Origin of the sequence: Massilia aquatica, from assembly GCF_011682045.1 — a bacterium.
In the GTDB taxonomy this organism is placed as follows: Bacteria; Pseudomonadota; Gammaproteobacteria; order Burkholderiales; family Burkholderiaceae_D; genus Telluria_A; species Telluria_A aquatica.
The window spans coordinates 1-16799 of sequence record NZ_VVIW01000023.1 but is presented as its reverse complement, the minus strand read 5'-3'; the positions used below and the strand labels follow the sequence as shown (position 1 = coordinate 16799).

At 63.5% G+C, this 16799-nt stretch carries 14 protein-coding genes and 1 tRNA gene; 5 read left to right on the top strand and 10 right to left on the bottom strand.

Translation table 11 applies throughout. From position 1 onward, the window contains the following. Window positions 1-79 precede the first annotated feature (79 nt). Window positions 80-3706 (bottom strand): hydantoinase B/oxoprolinase family protein, encoded by a 3627-nt coding sequence (locus F1609_RS26865; protein WP_167079804.1) that lies wholly within the window; start codon window positions 3704-3706, stop codon window positions 80-82. 112 nt (window positions 3707-3818) lie between these two features. Between F1609_RS26865 and F1609_RS26860 the strand changes: the two genes are divergently transcribed. Then, a complete protein-coding gene (locus F1609_RS26860; RefSeq protein WP_167079802.1) occupies window positions 3819-5303 on the top strand; it encodes an NAD(P)H-hydrate dehydratase in 1485 nt (494 codons plus the stop codon). A gap of 104 nt (window positions 5304-5407) precedes the next feature. Here the strand turns inward: F1609_RS26860 and F1609_RS26855 are convergent, their stop codons facing one another. After that, window positions 5408-6124 carry an ABC transporter ATP-binding protein gene (locus F1609_RS26855; protein WP_099882717.1) on the bottom strand — a complete coding sequence of 239 codons (717 nt, stop codon included), beginning with the start codon at window positions 6122-6124 and terminating at the stop codon, window positions 5408-5410. Between F1609_RS26855 and F1609_RS26850 the strand changes: the two genes are divergently transcribed. Genes F1609_RS26850 through F1609_RS26840 form a run of 3 tightly spaced genes read left to right on the top strand, consistent with a single transcriptional unit; the run spans window position 6123 to window position 8312 of the window. Next, window positions 6123-6746: an arylesterase gene (locus tag F1609_RS26850; protein WP_167079800.1), complete on the top strand. Its 624-nt coding sequence runs from the start codon at window positions 6123-6125 to the stop codon at window positions 6744-6746. The genes F1609_RS26855 and F1609_RS26850 overlap by 2 nt on opposite strands. 2 nt (window positions 6747-6748) lie before the next feature. After that, on the top strand, window positions 6749-7804 hold the full coding sequence (mnmH, locus tag F1609_RS26845) for a tRNA 2-selenouridine(34) synthase MnmH (RefSeq protein ID WP_167079798.1): 1056 nt from the start codon (window positions 6749-6751) through the stop codon (window positions 7802-7804). After that, window positions 7755-8312 (top strand): hypothetical protein, encoded by a 558-nt coding sequence (locus tag F1609_RS26840; protein WP_167079796.1) that lies wholly within the window; start codon window positions 7755-7757, stop codon window positions 8310-8312. The genes mnmH and F1609_RS26840 overlap by 50 nt, the downstream gene beginning before the upstream one ends. A 9-nt stretch (window positions 8313-8321) precedes the next feature. On the opposite strand, the gene F1609_RS26835 is transcribed toward F1609_RS26840, so the two are convergent. From F1609_RS26835 to F1609_RS26820, 4 genes are all read right to left on the bottom strand, one after another. Beyond that, window positions 8322-9197 (bottom strand): hypothetical protein, encoded by an 876-nt coding sequence (locus tag F1609_RS26835; protein WP_167079794.1) that lies wholly within the window; start codon window positions 9195-9197, stop codon window positions 8322-8324. A 4-nt stretch (window positions 9198-9201) separates the two neighbouring features. Continuing rightward, window positions 9202-9516 (bottom strand): hypothetical protein, encoded by a 315-nt coding sequence (locus F1609_RS26830; RefSeq protein WP_167079792.1) that lies wholly within the window; start codon window positions 9514-9516, stop codon window positions 9202-9204. Window positions 9517-9540: 24 nt separating this feature from the next. Beyond that, window positions 9541-10404 carry a hypothetical protein gene (locus F1609_RS26825; protein ID WP_167079791.1) on the bottom strand — a complete coding sequence of 288 codons (864 nt, stop codon included), beginning with the start codon at window positions 10402-10404 and terminating at the stop codon, window positions 9541-9543. A 67-nt stretch (window positions 10405-10471) separates the two neighbouring features. Further along, window positions 10472-11206, bottom strand: a complete 735-nt coding sequence (locus tag F1609_RS26820; RefSeq protein WP_167079789.1) for a hypothetical protein — start codon at window positions 11204-11206, stop codon at window positions 10472-10474. A gap of 188 nt (window positions 11207-11394) precedes the next feature. Here F1609_RS26820 and F1609_RS26815 point away from each other — a divergent pair, with 188 nt between their 5' ends. Further along, entirely contained in the window at window positions 11395-13620 is a 2226-nt protein-coding gene (locus tag F1609_RS26815) for a hypothetical protein (protein WP_167079787.1), read from the top strand. A gap of 123 nt (window positions 13621-13743) precedes the next feature. Here the strand turns inward: F1609_RS26815 and F1609_RS26810 are convergent, their stop codons facing one another. The 4 genes from F1609_RS26810 to F1609_RS26795 form a co-directional block, all read right to left on the bottom strand. Beyond that, on the bottom strand, window positions 13744-14031 hold the full coding sequence (locus tag F1609_RS26810; RefSeq protein WP_167079785.1) for a hypothetical protein: 288 nt from the start codon (window positions 14029-14031) through the stop codon (window positions 13744-13746). Between the two features lie 53 nt (window positions 14032-14084). Beyond that, complete coding sequence (locus tag F1609_RS26805) at window positions 14085-14423, bottom strand: hypothetical protein (RefSeq protein ID WP_167079783.1); 339 nt, start codon at window positions 14421-14423, stop codon at window positions 14085-14087. Window positions 14424-14526: 103 nt separating this feature from the next. Beyond that, a complete protein-coding gene (locus F1609_RS26800) occupies window positions 14527-16458 on the bottom strand; it encodes a SurA N-terminal domain-containing protein (protein WP_167079781.1) in 1932 nt (643 codons plus the stop codon). A gap of 212 nt (window positions 16459-16670) precedes the next feature. Next, window positions 16671-16747, bottom strand: a tRNA-Asp gene (locus F1609_RS26795). Window positions 16748-16799 lie beyond the last annotated feature (52 nt).

The window sequence follows — 16799 nt, the reverse complement described above, 5'->3', positions numbered from 1 at the left end:
TTTTGCTCATGTGATTCCAAAATCTAACCCTTATTGATCTGACACCAAATTGTGTACCATGCCACAAGTGTAGCCAATATCACAAAGTTTTGGAGCACAAATCGCCAAATCCGCCGCCGCCGGGGGTTTCGATCACGAACAGGTCGCCCGCCGCCATCTCGGTTTTACCGATGTGGGCCAGCAGTTCAACGCTGCCGTCGGCCCGCACCACGCTGTTGACGCCGCACGCGCCCGGACTGCCGCCCGCCATGCCGAACGGCGCATGGATGCGGTTGTTCGACAGGATGGCCGCCGTCATCGGCTCCAGGAAGCGCACCTTGCGCACCCCGCCATTGCCGCCGCACCAACGCCCTGCTCCGCCCGAGCCGGGGCGGATTTCGTAGCTCTCGAGCCGCACCGGGAAGCGAAATTCCAGGATTTCCGGATCGGTCAGGCGCGAATTGGTCATGTTGGTCTGGACCACGTCGGTACCGTCGAAACCCTCCCCGGCGCCGGAGCCACCCGAAATGGTCTCGTAATACTGGTATCTGGCGTTGCCGAAGGTGAAGTTGTTCATCGTGCCCTGCGAGGCGGCCATGACCCCGAGCGCGCCGTACAGCGTGTTGGTGATGCAGGTCGAGGTCTCCACATTGCCCGACACGACCGACGCCGGATAGTGCGGGTTGAGCATCGAACCGGGTGGAATGAGGACCTTGAGCGGCTTCAGGCAGCCCGCGTTGAGCGGAATTTCATCGTCCACCAGGGTGCGGAACACATACAGCACCGCCGCCATGCACACCGCCGACGGCGCATTGAAGTTGTTGGCCAGTTGCGGCGACGTGCCGGTGAAGTCGATGGTGGCGCTGCGCGCGGCCTGGTCGACGCGAATGGCCACCTGGATCTGCGCGCCGTTATCGAGCTGCGTGGTGAAGTCGCCGTCTTTTAACGCCCCGATCACGCGCCGCACCGCTTCCTCGGCGTTGTCCTGCACGTGGCCCATGTAGGCCTGCACCACGGCCAGGCCGAAGTGCGCGACCATCTTGCGCAGTTCGTCCACGCCCTTCTGGTTGGCCGCCACCTGCGCGCGCAGGTCGGCCATGTTCTGGTCCGGATTGCGCGCCGGGTAGCGCGCACCCGACAGCAGCGCGCGCGCCTCAAGGTCGCGCAGCAGCCCGTCGACGCCGTCGACCAGCTTGAAGTTATCGATCAACACGCCTTCCTGCTCGATGAACACCGAGTCCGGCGGCATCGAGCCCGGCGTGGTGCCGCCGATGTCGGCATGGTGGCCGCGCGAGCCGACGTAGAACAGGATCGCAGCGCCCGCCTCGTCGAACACCGGCGTGATGACCGTGACGTCCGGCAGGTGGGTGCCGCCGTGGTAAGGATCGTTGAGCATGAAGACGTCGCCCGGACGCATCTTGCCCGCGTTTTCGGTCATGACGGTCTTGATCGACTCGCCCATCGAACCCAGATGCACCGGCATGTGCGGGGCATTGGCGATCAGGTTGCCGCAAGCGTCGAAAATGGCGCAGCTGAAGTCCAGCCGTTCCTTGATGTTGACCGAGTACGCGGTGTTCTGCAAACGCAGGCCCATTTGCTCGGCGATCGACATAAACAGGTTATTGAAAATCTCCAGCATCACCGGATCGGCCGTGGTGCCGATGGCGCGCCGCTCGGGCATGGCTTCGATGCGCGTGAGCACCAGGTGGTTGTGCGGCGTGACCCTGGCCTGCCAGCCCAGTTCCACCACGGTGGTGGCGTTGTCCTCGGCCACGATGGCCGGGCCCTTGATCACATCGCCCGGGCGCATGTCGGCGCGCTTGTACAGGCCCGTGTTGTGCCACGAATCGGCGCCGAACATGCGCACCGTCTCGCGCGCCTTGAGCGGGCCGTCGCGCGTCGCTTGCACGGCCAGATTTTCGGTCAAATTCTCGGCCGGGGCGTCGGAGGCGCCGATGGCTTCCACCGACACCGCTTCGACCACCATCGCCTTGGACGGCATCAGGAACGAGAAGCGCTTCTTGTAGGCCGCTTCGAACTGGTTTTTCATGCGTTCCGGATTATCGAACAGGACGATGATGGCCGAATCGGTGCCTTCGTAGCGCAGGTGCACGCGTCGCACCAGGCGGATGCGCGCGGCGGCCACGCCCTGGCCGGTCAGCTCGCGGGTCAAGCCATCGCCCAGCGCCGTGAGGTAGCCGTGCAGCAGATCGGGCGTGGTGTCCAGCAGGCGCAGTTCGACCGCCCGTTCGCGCATGGCGCGCTGGTCGGCCAGGCCCATGCCGTAGGCCGACAGCACGCCGGCCAGCGAATGCACGAACACGGTTTTCATGCCGAGGGCATCGGCCACCAGGCAGGCGTGCTGCCCGCCGGCGCCGCCGAAACTGGTGAGGGCGTACTCGGTCACGTCGTGGCCGCGCTGCACCGAAATCTGCTTGATCGCGTTGGCCATGTTGCCGACCGCGATCTGGATGAAGCCTTCGGCCACCTGTTCCGGTGCCGGCGTCACGCCCGTGGCGGCGCCGATCCTCTGCGCCATGGCGAGGAACTGGGCGCGCACGCGTTCCGGGTCGAGCGGGTCGTTGGCGCTTGGTCCGAACAGGCGCGGGAAATGCGCGGGCTGGATTTTGCCCAGCATGACGTTGCAGTCGGTGACCGCGAGCGGGCCGCCGCGCCGGTAGCTGGCCGGGCCCGGATTGGCGCCGGCGCTGTCGGGGCCTACCCGATAGCGGCTGCCGTCGAAATGCAGCAGCGAGCCGCCGCCGGCGGCGACCGTGTGAATGCTCATCATCGGCGCGCGCATGCGCACGCCCGCGACCTGGGTTTCGAACACGCGTTCGAATTCGCCCGAAAAGTGCGACACGTCGGTCGAGGTGCCGCCCATGTCGAAGCCGATGACCTTGTCGAAGCCGGCCAGCCCGCTGGCGCGCGCCATGCCGACGATGCCGCCGGCGGGGCCGGACAAAATGCTGTCCTTGCCCTGGAAGGCGCGGGCGTCGGTCAGGCCGCCGTTCGACTGCATGAACTGCAGGTTCACGCCCGGCATCTCGGCCGCCACCTGGTCGACGTAGCGGCGCAGGATCGGCGACAGGTAGGCGTCGACGACGGTGGTGTCGCCGCGCGCGACGAGCTTCATCATCGGACTGACTTCGTGCGACACCGACACCTGGGTAAAACCGATGGCGCGGGCGATGCGCGCGCAGGCTGCTTCGTGGGCGGTGTAGCGGTAGCCGTGCATGAAGACGATGGCCAGCGAACGGGCGCCGTCGTCGTAGGCGCGCTGCAGGGCGGCGCGGGTGGTGGCATCGTCGAGCGCGGTGAGCACGTCGCCGTGGGCGCCGATGCGTTCGTCGATTTCGACCACATGGCTGTACAGCAGTTCCGGCAGCACGATATGCCGATCGAACAATTTTGGCCGGTTCTGATACGCTATGCGCAGCGCGTCGCGAAAGCCACGCGTGATGGCCAGCGCCGTGCGCTCGCCCTTGCGCTCCAACAGGGCGTTGGTGGCGACGGTGGTGCCCATCTTGACGGCCTCGATGGCATCGACCGGCATGGGCGCATCGGTGTGCAGGCCAAGCAGGTGGCGGATGCCGGCAACGGCGGCGTCGCTGTACTGCTCCGGATTCTCGGACAACAATTTATGGGTCACCAGGCTGCCGTCAGGCCGGCGCGCTACGATGTCGGTAAATGTGCCGCCGCGATCGATCCAGAATTGCCAATCCATGTGCCATCCTTCAATGTGTTTGGGATGGCGCATATTGTAGTGCCCATCCCGAAATTTTAGTCAGCGTGTCTTGAAATTGGCGCAATATTAGCGCCTTTGCAACGGAGTTATGATGAAATCACTGTACAGCGTCGCCGAAATCCGCACGATCGAACACACCATGGCCGAGAGCCTGCCGGCCGGCACGCTGATGCAGCGCGCCGGGGAAGCCGCCGCCAGCGCCGCGCGCGCCATGCTGGCCGGACGCAAGGTCCTGGTCCTGGCCGGACCTGGCAACAACGGCGGCGACGCGCTCGAAGTGGCGGCCAACCTGGCCGGCGCCGAGACCGACCTTGAGGCCGAGGTGACGGTGCTGTACCTCCCGGGTTCAAGCGCGCCCTCGCCCGAGACGGCCAGGGCCCTGGCCCGGGCCCGCGCCAGCAAGGCGCAGTTTGTCGACAGCCTGCCGCTCGGGCGCGACTGGAGCCTGATCGTCGACGGCTTGTTCGGCATTGGCCTGGCGCGTCCGATCGACGGCGCCATGCGCCTGCTGGTCGAGGCGATCAATGCGCTCGGACGGCCAGTGCTGGCGCTCGATGTGCCGAGCGGGCTCGATGCCGATACCGGTGCCGTGATCGGCCCCGATGGCGTGGCGGTGCAGGCCACGCGCACGATTACCTTCATCGGCGACAAACCGGGACTGCATACGTTCGAAGGACGCGATTACGCCGGCCAGGTGCAGCTGGCGCCACTGGGCATCGACCCGGGCCAGCGCCCGCCTGCGGGGGCACGTTTGAACGAGCCGGCGCTGTTTGCGCGCTACCTGGCGCCGCGCCGCCATAACAGCCACAAAGGCAGTTTTGGCGACGTGGCGGTGATCGGCGGCGCCAGGGGCATGGCGGGCGCACCGCTGATGGCGGCGCGCGGGGCGCTGTTTACCGGCGCCGGACGGGTGTTCGTGGCGGCCATCGAGCCGGCCGGCGCGGTCGATGTCGTGCAGCCCGAGATCATGATGCGCGACGCGCAGGAGTTCGACAGCGGCGACGCCACCCTGGTGATCGGGCCGGGCATGGGCGATTCGGTGACCGCGATGCGGGTGCTGTTCAAGGCGCTCGAAGGCAAAGCGGCGCTGGTGCTCGACGCCGACGCGCTTAACCTCATCGCCGACAGTCCGGATTTGCAGGGACGGCTGGCGCAGCGCGAGGCCACCGCGATTGTGACGCCGCATCCGCTGGAGGCGGCGCGGCTGCTGGGCGTGACCAGTGCGGTGGTCCAGGGCGACCGGCTGGCGGCGGCGCGTGAACTGGCGGCGCGTTTGAATGCGGTGGTGGTGCTCAAGGGCTCGGGCACGGTGATTGCCAATGCCGGCGGCGCGGTGGTGATCAATCCGACCGGGAATGCCGGACTGGCGACGGCGGGCAGCGGCGATGTGCTGGCGGGGATCTGCGGCAGTTTGCTGGCGCAGGGGTGGCAGCCGTGGGAGGCGGCCATCGGCGCGGTGTGGGTGCATGGCGCGGCGGCCGACCGGCTGGTGGCGCAAGGGAGCGGGCCGATTGGATTGACAGCCGGCGAATTGCCGGTGGCGGCAAGGGCGGTGCTCAACGCGCTGGCGCGTTAAGTGTACTCAACCGAAAGTCACGACAGCATGACCCGTCTCTCCCGCCAAGGGTGCCGCCGAGGCCGGGAGAGACGGCTCATAAGATTGTGGCTAACGGGAAACCGCTAAACCAGCCGTCCACCCGCAATCGTGATCGTCCTGCCACAACGCGCCGCAATCGACGGATCGTGCGTCACCAGCACCAGGGTCGAACCGCGCTCGCGGTTCAATTCGAACATCAGCTGAATCACCGCCTCGCCGGTCGCCGCATCGAGGCTGCCGGTCGGTTCATCGGCAAACAGGAGCGGCGGCTCGGTCACGAACGCGCGCGCCAGGGCCACGCGCTGCTGCTCGCCGCCCGACAAAAACTTCGGATAATGCTTCAAACGGCTCGACAGCCCTACCCGTCCAAGCATGGCTGCCGCCTTTTCCTTCGCATCGCTTTCGCCGCGCAGCTCCATCGGCAACATCACGTTTTCCAGCGCGTTCAAATGCGCCAGTAGCTGGAACGACTGGAACACGAAGCCCAGCTTGGCCTTGCGCAGACTGGCGCGGCCATCTTCATCGAGCGCGAAGATGTCGTCGCCGGCCAGGATGACTTTACCGCTGGACGGCGTGTCCAGCCCCGCGAGCAGTCCGAGCAAGGTCGACTTGCCCGAACCGGACGCGCCCACGATCGCGAGCGTCTCGGCCGGTTGCACTGTAAAATCGACGCTGTGCAGAATGGTCAGTTCGCCGCTGGCATCGGCCACGCGCTTCGACAGGCCGATCACCTCGATCGCCGCGGGCGCCTTTGCATGGTCACTTACGTAACGATTGGAAGAATCAGGAATGTCACGCATGTTTGTTTATCTCAAAAAGTGGTCGGTTTGCGCTCTGCTGACGATGGCCGCCTCGGCGAGCGCCTATTCTGCACCAAAAACCGTGCTTGTGCTGGGCGACAGCCTGTCGGCCGAGTATGGACTCAATCGCGGCGCCGGCTGGGTCGCGCTGATGGAGCAAAAACTCAAGGCCGAAAAAATCGAGGCGGCCATCGTCAACGCCAGCATCAGCGGCGAGACCACCAGCGGCGGGCGCGCGCGCCTGCCGGCCCTGCTCACAAAGCACAAGCCGGACGTGGTGGTCATCGAACTGGGGGCCAATGACGGCTTGCGCGGCCTGCCGGTGCCGGCCGCCGAAGCGAACATGCGCACCATGATCGAGCTGGCGCAAAAGAACAAGGCGCGCGTGCTGGTGGTCGGCATGCGCATTCCACCCAACTACGGACGTCAATACACCGACAGCTTTTTCGGCATGTACAAGTCGCTCTCGACCAAATACAAGACGGCTCTGGTGCCGTTCATGCTTGATGGCGTGGCCGACAAGCCGCCCCTGTTCCAGCCGGACCGCCTGCATCCGGCCGCGAACGCGCATCCGATCATCCTGGATAATATCTGGCCGCACATCCTGCCCTTGGTGAAATGACGATGAAATATCCCGCCCTTGAGAATTTTGCGGACCTGCTGCCGCAACTCGACCAGTTCGACTGCATCATCGACGCGCGCAGCGAGTCCGAGTTCGCGCTCGACCATCTTCCCGGCGCCATCAACTGCCCGGTACTGACCGATCCGGAGCGGGTGCGGGTTGGCACCATGTACAAACAGATCAACGCGTTCGAAGCGAAAAAGGTCGGCGCGGCGCTGGTGGCCAGGAACATCGCGCGCCATATCGAAACTTTGTTCCTGGACACGCCGAAGGAATGGCGTCCCTTGATCTACTGCTGGCGCGGCGGCAACCGCAGCGGCTCGATGGCGCTGATCCTGGCCAAGATCGGCTGGCCGGCGGTGCAACTCGACGGCGGCTATAAAGCCTATCGCGCCCACGTGAGCACCGCGCTGCTCGAGTCGCCCCTGCCCGAATTGAAGGTCATTTGCGGCACCACCGGCAGCGGCAAGAGCCGCCTGCTGCAAGTGCTCGACTCGATCGGCGCGCAGGTGCTGGACCTGGAACAGCTGGCCGCGCACCGCGGTTCGGTGCTGGGGAATTTGCCGAGCAAGCCGCAGCCATCGCAAAAAATGTTCGAGACGACGATCTGGGACAAGCTGCGCAACTTCGATCCGGCGCGCCCGGTGTTCGTGGAATCCGAAAGCAAAAAGGTCGGCCAGTTGCGCGTGCCGGATGCGCTGATGAACAAGATGCGGCAATCGCCCTGCGTGTCCCTGATGCTGTCGCGCCCCAACCGGGTGCGCTTGCTGATGGAGGATTACGAGCATTTCACCAACAGCCCCGACACGCTCAATACCCAGCTCGACTGCCTAGCGCAGCTGCACGGGCGCGACAAGATCGACAGCTGGCACGCGCTGGCCAGCGGCGGGCAGATGCCGGTGCTGGTCGATGAACTGCTGGCCTCGCACTACGACCCGGCCTACCTGCGCTCGATCGACCGCAATTTCATTCAGGTCGGCAAGGCGGAGGTAGTGGAGCTGGACGATATTGGCGAAGCTGATTTTATGGCGGCGGCGCGGCGTTTGCATGCCATCTGATTGTCTGGTTCGAGAAGGATCACCGGTTCACGAACACTATCTGACTCACCAGGATGTCGATCTGTTCGGCCCCGGCGTTTGCAGCGGTTGCGGCAAGTACGGCTTTCACCCGGCCTGCGAAGCCCGGGCTGTGGAGCGAGTGCGAGCGTTCGACGAGGCCAAGCGCCGGCTTCTTGAGCAACATGCGCTGCACGGGACGTACGGCATCGTGGGAGCGGCGTCCCGGCAGTCCTACGATTGCGCGCTCGCGGCCTTGTCGGCCTACCTGGAGCGTCCACTCGATGGCAATCCCGAGCATGCGGTCGAAGGCGCCGGATGGTGGTTCATTGCGGAGGGCTGGATTGGCATGCTCGGTTTCATCGTCGAGAAAGAAGGCGCCACGATCTATCCGCTCGTCTCCGGGCTGGCTGGACGGTACAGGCTGCCTAACGCCTCCGCGGACTGGTGCGCGATTGTTGCATACGTAAATGGCAGGGTCGAGGCAGTGGAGCGCTCAACGAACACCTGACCAGCACACTTATTGATGCAACATCACGCTCGGCCAGAACTTGAACTCGCCACGCCGCTTCATCGGCACAGTGATTTTCCGCAGGTGCTCAGGAAGGGCCGTTCCGTCCATCGCCGAGAATTCAACCATCAAACGGCAATTCGCCGCGCTGGCGCGCTTACGAAGTTCGATGACGGTTTTTGTCGCCGCATACGAGACCGGATCAATCTCGACGGTGCTGCCCTCCATGCCCTGTCGTACCATGCCATCCCGGATATCAGCCGCACATCCAAGCATGGTCTTGCGCACCAGTTTGAATCGCGCGGGCTTGTTAGCGCTATTCTTAAACAAGAGCGTTATAAAAATCAGCCTTTTATCCGAAAAATTTTCGACGCTTGAATCAACGCTCACATCGAGGGCATTCTGCACATGGGCATCCGTAGTTGGTTTGACCATGAACTGACGCGTCACGCGGCGATCACCAGGCAGATCCCTCAACGTGTATAAAATTTCGCATGGGAGCGATGAAAAGAAACCCACGGGAATAGATCGATGGGCAAAGCCGCCGGGCGGAATGACGGCGATTGTCGATTGCGCTTCAAACAGCTTGGGGCGTTTCACTCCATCTTTATCAAAAAAAATTTCAAAACGCGTTCCGGCAAACTGCACGGCACGATTGCGTGAGTAACATGTCCGATCCGTCAGCAAGTCCAGATCGGCGCCCCTGGTTCCGAAGTCCAGCGCGACGGATACGGGGTAGGCTTTGTCGTTAAACAATACGACATTGACTTCCGGCGCCAGGAAGGTCGCATTCGACTGAAAAACCAGATGACGAGTTTGCGCCTCTGCTACCGCAGGTGCCGCACAGAATAGAAAGAGCGGAACAAGCAATAAAGAATTATTCACCTTCTTATTTCTTCCCAGTTGGTGGATGCGTTCGATTACTAGGCACAACGCTAGGGTGCTTCCCCTTTTTATAGTTATCAAGCGATTTTTTCAGTGCATCATCAGAAAACACCTTTTGCTCCCCAAATTTCCCCTTGTTCTCAATCTGCCATTGATAGGCATCGACTTCTGGCTTGGCTATATCGCGCATTTGCTGAGACTCCCATTGCCACTCATGCAACAACTCGTGCCCAAATCCACTTGCCCAATCTCCGGGCGAAGGCTGCACTGCCGAGGCAACCTTAGTATTGACGACAACGATATCGTTGTGGACGTCCACATGAGAGTCGTGTCGGAGGCCGCATTATTTGGCCACACGCGGCGCCGCGCGATGATCTTGAGCTATTGCCGATAGCGGAACCGTCACTTGGCGCAAAGGGTGGCGCCGGGACAACTGCTCTAGCGCCTGAAACTCGGCCGATAAGCGGCAGTCCTTCGAAACAGATCCGGACCGCATAGTGACCGCAGTGAGCACCGCTGCATAGGAATGCTCTTCGATCCGCACAAAGCTGCCTTCCATCCCCTCCTTGACCAAGAAATCGCTGATATCAGCATCACAGTCAAGCAGCACTTTCCGCACCAACCTGAAAGCGACCGGTTTTGCCGCGTTGTTTTTGACCAGAATCGTGACTAGTCGGAGTTTGTCCTCGTCCAGCGATTCCGCTGTCGCTGTTACCGATACATTATCCGGCTCGACGTCCTCATCCTGTGAAGGTTTGGTCACGACAATCCGGCTCGCGATTTTTTGACCGTCGGCCTGATCCGTGATGGTCAGCGTGATTTCGCACGGCATTCGCGCAAAGAAGCCGACTGGATAATATCGGTGTGCAAAAGATTTGGCAGGAATCATCGCCATGCTGGTCGAGCGTTCAAAAGCGCCATACGGGCGCGGTCTTGCGGAAGGATCCCATTGATCAAACGGCGGGCCATTCATCACCGCGACAGGCCTGCGTGACAGGCACGAGTGGCGGTGTGCGGCCGGGCTTTTTACGTCATTGTCGCCAAAATCCACGATGAATTTTCTTGAATAATCCTTATCGTTATACAGAACAATATTGATTTCAGGAGCCAAGAATGTATTTTGCGTCTGAAAAACCTGGTGACGCATCTCCCCTGCCGCGGCGCTCCCTACCACCGTCATGACGGCGAATCCCCACAATTGCAGCAATGTGTTCCTCGGCCGGGTACGCTCTAACTGTCGTGAATGCGCCATTATTGACTCACTATGCGAGAGTTCAAGAGATCAGATGCCGAAATGTCGGCTCGATGTTTTTCGCATGCAGGAAGCGCACGATATCTTCCAGGGTCGCGTCGCGCAGCAGCAAGCCATCCGGCGCGCTCGCGGCGGCAGGCGTGGCGCCAGCCACCGGTGCACCATGGGTGGCCCCTAGCACCTCCAGCGCCTGCTGGAACTGCTTTGCGCTGATGCGTTCCAGACGCTCCAGCAAGGCCGCCTGGGCGCCCAGCGGCGGGGCCATCTCCAGCCCCGATTCGTCGGCGAACGCGGCGCCCAGGCCGGCGTCGATGAACGCGGCCCACTTGCCGGTGCGCGGGTCCAGGCACGGCGGCAATTCCACCGCCGCGCCGGCCGCATCGGCAAACGGCGCCATCGCCGGCACGTAGGCCTTGCGGATCAGCTCCAGGAAAGCGCGCACCTGCGCGATCGGCGTCGGCGTTTCCAGCGACATCCACAAGTAATAGCCATCCGACCCGGAAATGCTCACCGCCGGCGCGGGAAAGCCGAGTTCGGCCTGCACGCCATTCGCCAGCGTGCACAGCTGCTCCCAGTGCTGCGCCTCCCCCGCACCCGGCATCTTGCGAAACGGAATCACCAGCGCACGCGTCATGCCGCCTTCGGCCAGCTCGATGGCAAGTGCGCTGTGCCCCGCGCGGCGCTGTGCGAGCAGTTCCAGCGACAAGGCGCCCGCGGGAAGGTACAAACGGTTCAGTTCCGTCATCATCTTTTGCATCTGTTTCCTCAATCCGGCGGGCTACCCTGCGTAGCCAGTGGCGCATTTTGCCACAGCGCGACGCCCCTGCGGCCAGCCTGACCTATCAGATCTGTAGTTATTAATCATGGTTTTCATGACATCGCCGCTAGCGTCCGCTTTGCGGCAGGTCTACTTTTCAAGCTCATACCAACAACAAAGGAGCCGAAATGTCATCGAAACAAGCCCAAGAGCGCAGCGTCACGCTGGAAGTCCAGGCCAGCATCGCCGAGCGCCCGGACGACCTTCCCACCATCGTCGCTTATGCGTTCAGCCAGGGCGGGACCCTGCTCGACACGCAGCCGCTCGACAAGGAAGGCCGCGCGCGCCTCACCGTCCCGGTCGGCGCGGAAGGACAACTGGTGCGTATCGTGCTGGGCTCCGAACTGGAGAAGGACGCGCTGGACGTTGGCGAACTGCTGCGGCGCGGCGGAGTCGACCGGCATGTCGCGCTGCGCCCGGGCACGGAGCGGGTGGAGCCGGTGCTGTTCGAGCTAGGCCCGGAACGCTGGCGCCGCTGGATCGGGCGCCTGTGCGTGGTCAACGGCACGCTGCTCAAGCGCGTCGTCTCGGGCGGTATCGTGCTGAACCTGCCGGTATGCCATGCCAGCGTCGAGGTCTACGAAGTCGACCCGTGGCCGCTCATCATCGCCGCCCTGCCCCAGCTCGACATCGACCGCCTGCGCGACATCGTCGACGGCCCGTGGCCGCCGCTGCGGCTGCCAATTGCGCCGAATACGTCAAATTCTCCCGAGCCCTTCCTGGCCACCGAACTGGACGATCCGCTGCTGAGCGTGGCCCTGAACCCGCAGCCGCTGCCGCCACGCCGGCTGCAAGCGGACGCGTTTCAGCACGCCGAGCCGCTCGCCATCGACCAAAACCATGCCCTGAGCGCGCTGACCCTGCCGGCCGACCTGGTGCTGGCCGCGCGCGCGCCCCGCCCAGTCTTCGAACGCGCCGTGCTGACCCACCTCGATCTGCTGCGCCCATTGTTTTGCTGGCTGTTCCCGTTCGCGGTGCGCAAAACCAGGATCGCGACCGTGACCACCGACGAGTGCGGCCACTTCCGCGCCGTGATCTGGCGCTCGATCTTTAACTTCGACCAGCCCGATCTGTACTTCATCGCGCGCCAGCGCATCTGGCCGGGCTTTTCGGTCACCATCTACGAACCCAAACCGGTGCTGTGCCATACCTGGTGGAACTATGCCTGCGGCTCGGAAGTCACGCTCGTCACCAGCCACCCGCTGGCGCGCGCCTGCCCGCCCTGCCCGCCGGTGGTGGCGCCCAACAACTGGGTCTTGTTCATGGCCATCGGCAATACCTCGGTGTGGCGCATCCACGGCGCCAACGACAGCACCCGGATCGGCAGCGCCGGTTTCGATCCGGCCCAGCGCGGCCTGCTCGACGGCACTGCGCCCTGGGGCGGGTCGCTGCGCCCCCGCCTCGAGTTCGACAGTTCCCTGCGCAACGACCTGGGCGTGGCCTTCTACCGCGTATCGTACAAGCGCGCCAGCGAGGACGAATCGTCCTGGCGCCCCAGCGTGGAGGCGATCAACCGCCACTACACGCGCGAAGTCGGCGGCGACCTGATCCTCGAACAGTACGCGCTGGGGCCGCGCACGGTCGGCAGCAGCGCGCATCTGTACGAAATTGCGCCGGCACTGCCGCCAACCGGCCAGTGGTCGATCCCGAACGCCGTGCTCGATACGCAGAACGCGGTGATTCCCACCACGGCGGTCGCGCCCGGCGTTCCGTTCGACCTCAACGGGGTGGCGACGGGGCCGGACCAGGGCGGCCTGTGGCAGATCAAGGTCGAGCTGTTCAACACTGCCGGCGCGCTGGTCGACCCGGAGGCGTTGGGCATCAAATGGCGCGTGCCGGCCACCGACACCCTGAGCGGCACGATCCAGACCCAGGATGCGGCACTGCTGGGGCTGGTCGATGCGGCGCTCAACCGCATGGTGTTGACGGTGCGGGTTGACAACAACCCCGCCTTCGCCCGCATCGACGCCCCGGCCGTGGGCGGCAGCACGGCCGCCGATCAGTGCGGGGTGATGCATTACGGTGCGTCGGGCCAGGCGGTGGCGGTGCCTTTCCTGGCGCTGCAACTGAATCGCTTTGCCAGCTACAGCTTCTATGTGCAGCGCGGCGCGGTGTGGCCGCCGGAGTACAGCCTGGCGGCGACGGCGGCCGCCAGCGCCGCCGGCATGCCCGGGGCGATACCGGCGTCGCCACCGGCCGCTCCGCCACCAACGGTGGGCAGCCTGCTCGACGCTTGCAGCCTGGCGGGCTTTACCGAGCAGCTGTACGTGGCGCACAGCGGGACCGACGGCTGGTCGCGCCTGAGCGGCTACGACAGCAGCGCGGCGCGGGCTTTCGTGCTGGCGCCCGACTGAGCACCGGGACGGCGTGCCACAGGCTGATCAGCTGGCGCCACGCCGTCCCAATTGACCATCAGCGGGACATTGGTGAAACGGCCCGACTCGGCAAGTTTGGCGGCACTGATGGCGATGTTTGGATCAGTGCGCCGTTGACGCCGGGCCGGCCGCTTCCAGGGCCCAGTGCATGCTGTCGGGCGATTCGCTGTTCCAGCCATTGCGCGACAGCGCAAAGATGAGCTTGCCCACGCGCTCGTAGTCGGTGCCCGTTCCGGGAGCGATGCGCACCTCGATACGTTCGGCACGCTGCACCTGCAGGGCCTGGAACAGGCCGGCGGTGTCCGCCAGTGCGACGCCGTTCACGGAGTAGGCCTGCGTCCCGATAATCACCACTGTCGCCGGGGCGGGCGGCACATTCATATTGTCCACGTCGATCTCCTGTTCATGTGTTGGTAAGGTCAGATAGCGCCATTGGCGCGGCTCTACGCAGTATAGACGCCAAGTTCCTCATGTTCGGCATTGCAATGGGCAAAATCGTACTTGATGCCGTTTGCTTGCAGGATGGCAGCCAGCCGCGCGCACCAGAAGGCGACCGCTTCATGCGGCATGCCGTAGCCGCAGCAGTCGACCTCGTAAGGAGCGTCGGGCGACACATTGCCGACCCAGGCAATCTCGAAGCTGGTCGGAAAGTCGTCGAGCCTGATCGCATATGCGCCAACGGTATTGGGCATGCCCGACGCGGCAAGCAACGCGCCGAGTGCGTCCAGGTCACCGGCGAAAACAATGTCTCCGGACGCGAAGGAGTCGGGTTTGCTGGTCATGGCGACAGGAGAAGTTGGGATATCAGGCGAGACGCCGCTGCGCTGCGGCGAAAAAAAACCCGGCAGCGCGAGCGACCGGGTTTTGATCCGAGTGTGCGGCGGCTTATTTTACTGCCGGCGCATCTTTCGCATCGGCTGCGGCAACCTCGGTCTTGACGATGACCTTGGCCTTGGATTTTTCTTTCAGCGCATCGACATAAGCGCGCATTTCGACCTGGCCGAGGCGCTCGGCGATTTCTTTCTGCTCGGCGGTGCGGCGCGTTTCGTCGACCTTGGCTGGCTGCGATACCTTGTTGACGCGGTACACACCGTAGCCTACGCCAGGAATGTCGACACCCACATACGCCGGCAGCTTGCTGGCGTCGGCCTTCAGGACCACCGGCAGGGCTGCCTGGTTGACCGCCGTCGGCGCTGCGCGGCTGACCACCTTGGCTGCGCCGAAGCCGGCCGCGTCGCCGCTGGCCTTGGCTGCGGCAATCTTGGCTTCGCCGGCTTTCTTGGCCAGGCTGGCCGCTTCCTGCTGGGCTACGCGCATGCGGATGATGTCCTGCACTTCAGCCAGCGGACGCTTGGCGGCCGGCGCGTATTCCACGATGCGGGCCGAGACCAGCATGCCTGGCTTGACTTCGATCGCTTCGGTATTGTGCTTTTCCTTGACCACGCCATCGGAAAACAGCGCGGCCAGGAACTTGGCATTGTTCAGCGGCGACTGGGCCAGCGCAGGGCTCGGCGTGCGCGTGACATTGTCGAGCGTCTCGATCTTGAGCTTGAGCTTGTCGGCCACCGGCTTCAGGCTGGCGGACTGGTCGTACACGGTTTCGGTGAAGGTTTGCGACAGGTCGGTGTACTTCTGCGACATCTTCGGCTTCTTCACTTCCGCCACCAGCGCCGTCTTGACGTCGTCGAACGGCTTGATGGTCTGCGGCACCAGCTTGGTGACGGTCACGATGTGGTAACCCTGGTCCGATTCGACCACGTCGCTGATGTCACCCTGCTTGAGCTTGAACACGGCGGTTTCAATGGCCGGGCTGATCATCTTGCCCTTTTCGGCCTGGCCCAGTTCGCCGCCCTGCTCGGCCGTCGACACGTCCTGCGACTTGGCTTTGGCAACGTCGGCAAACGTGGCAGGCGCCTTGCGCAGCTCGGCCAGAGCAGCCTCGGCCTTGGCCTTGGCGGCGGCTTTGTCGGCCGCGCTCGCGTCTTTAGCGAACTTGAACTGAATGTGGCTGTACTGGCGCTCTTCCGGCGTGGTGAAGCGCGCCTTGTTGGTTTCGTAGAACTTGGCGACTTCTTCATCGCTGACGGTGACCATGCCTTCGACCGCGGCCGCGTCGAGCACGACGTATTCGATCTTCGCCTTTTCCGGCACCTGGAACAAGGCGGTGTTCTTGTCGTAGAAGGCCTTGATCATCTCGTCGGTGACCTTGACCTGGGCTTGCTGCTCGCTGGCCGGGAACAGCATTTCCTGGACTTCGCGCTCTTCGTCGAAGATGTTCGACATGCGCGTGGCGACCGTGCGCGGCAGGAAAGCGGTTTCCTGCACGGTGCCGGTCAGCTGGCGCAGCACGAAATCGCGGCGCAGGCTGGCCTCGTACTGGGGCGCCGTCATGCGCGCGTTGAGCAGCGCCGCCTTGTAGACATCGACATCGAACTTGCCGGCGGTTTTGAATTCATCATTCTGCTGGATGGTGTTGATCAGCACATCGTCGCCCACGGTCAGGTGGCTGCGGTCGATTTCCGCTTCGACGGCGCGCCGCGCGATCAGGTTGTCGAGGATTTCGCGCTTGAATTCAGGGGTGTCGAAGCGCTTCTGGTCGAACTGCGCACCCATCATGGCGCGGTACTGGTCGACCTGCTGGCGCTGCGCCTCTTCCCATTCGGGCTGCGTGATCTTCTTGCCGTCCACATTCGCCACGACCACCGTACTGTCGGTGTTTTCGTTGGTGGCCATGCCACCGACGACCAGGAACGAGGCGGCCAGCAGCACGAGCATGACCTGGATCCAGCGTTTGTGATTACGAATAAATTCAAACATGGTTTGCCAATTCGAGATAAATAAAATTGCGATTGAATGCGAATGAGACGCACATATAAAAAAAGGCGAACTTTCGTTCGCCTCTTCTTTTTTTTGACAGGACTGCCAGGACCCGGCCGCCTTGTGTGCGAACCATGGAATCTGCCTGATGGCGACTCCTGAACCCCGGCGCACTCCCCGTTCAGGGACTGCACCATCGTACTGCTATATGCTGGCGGAGCGGACGGGACTCGAACCCGCGACCCCCGACGTGACAGGCCGGTATTCTAACCAACTGAACTACCACTCCTAAATCGTTTCTTCTTCTTTGTTGTTGGCGGAGCGGACGGGACTCGAACCCG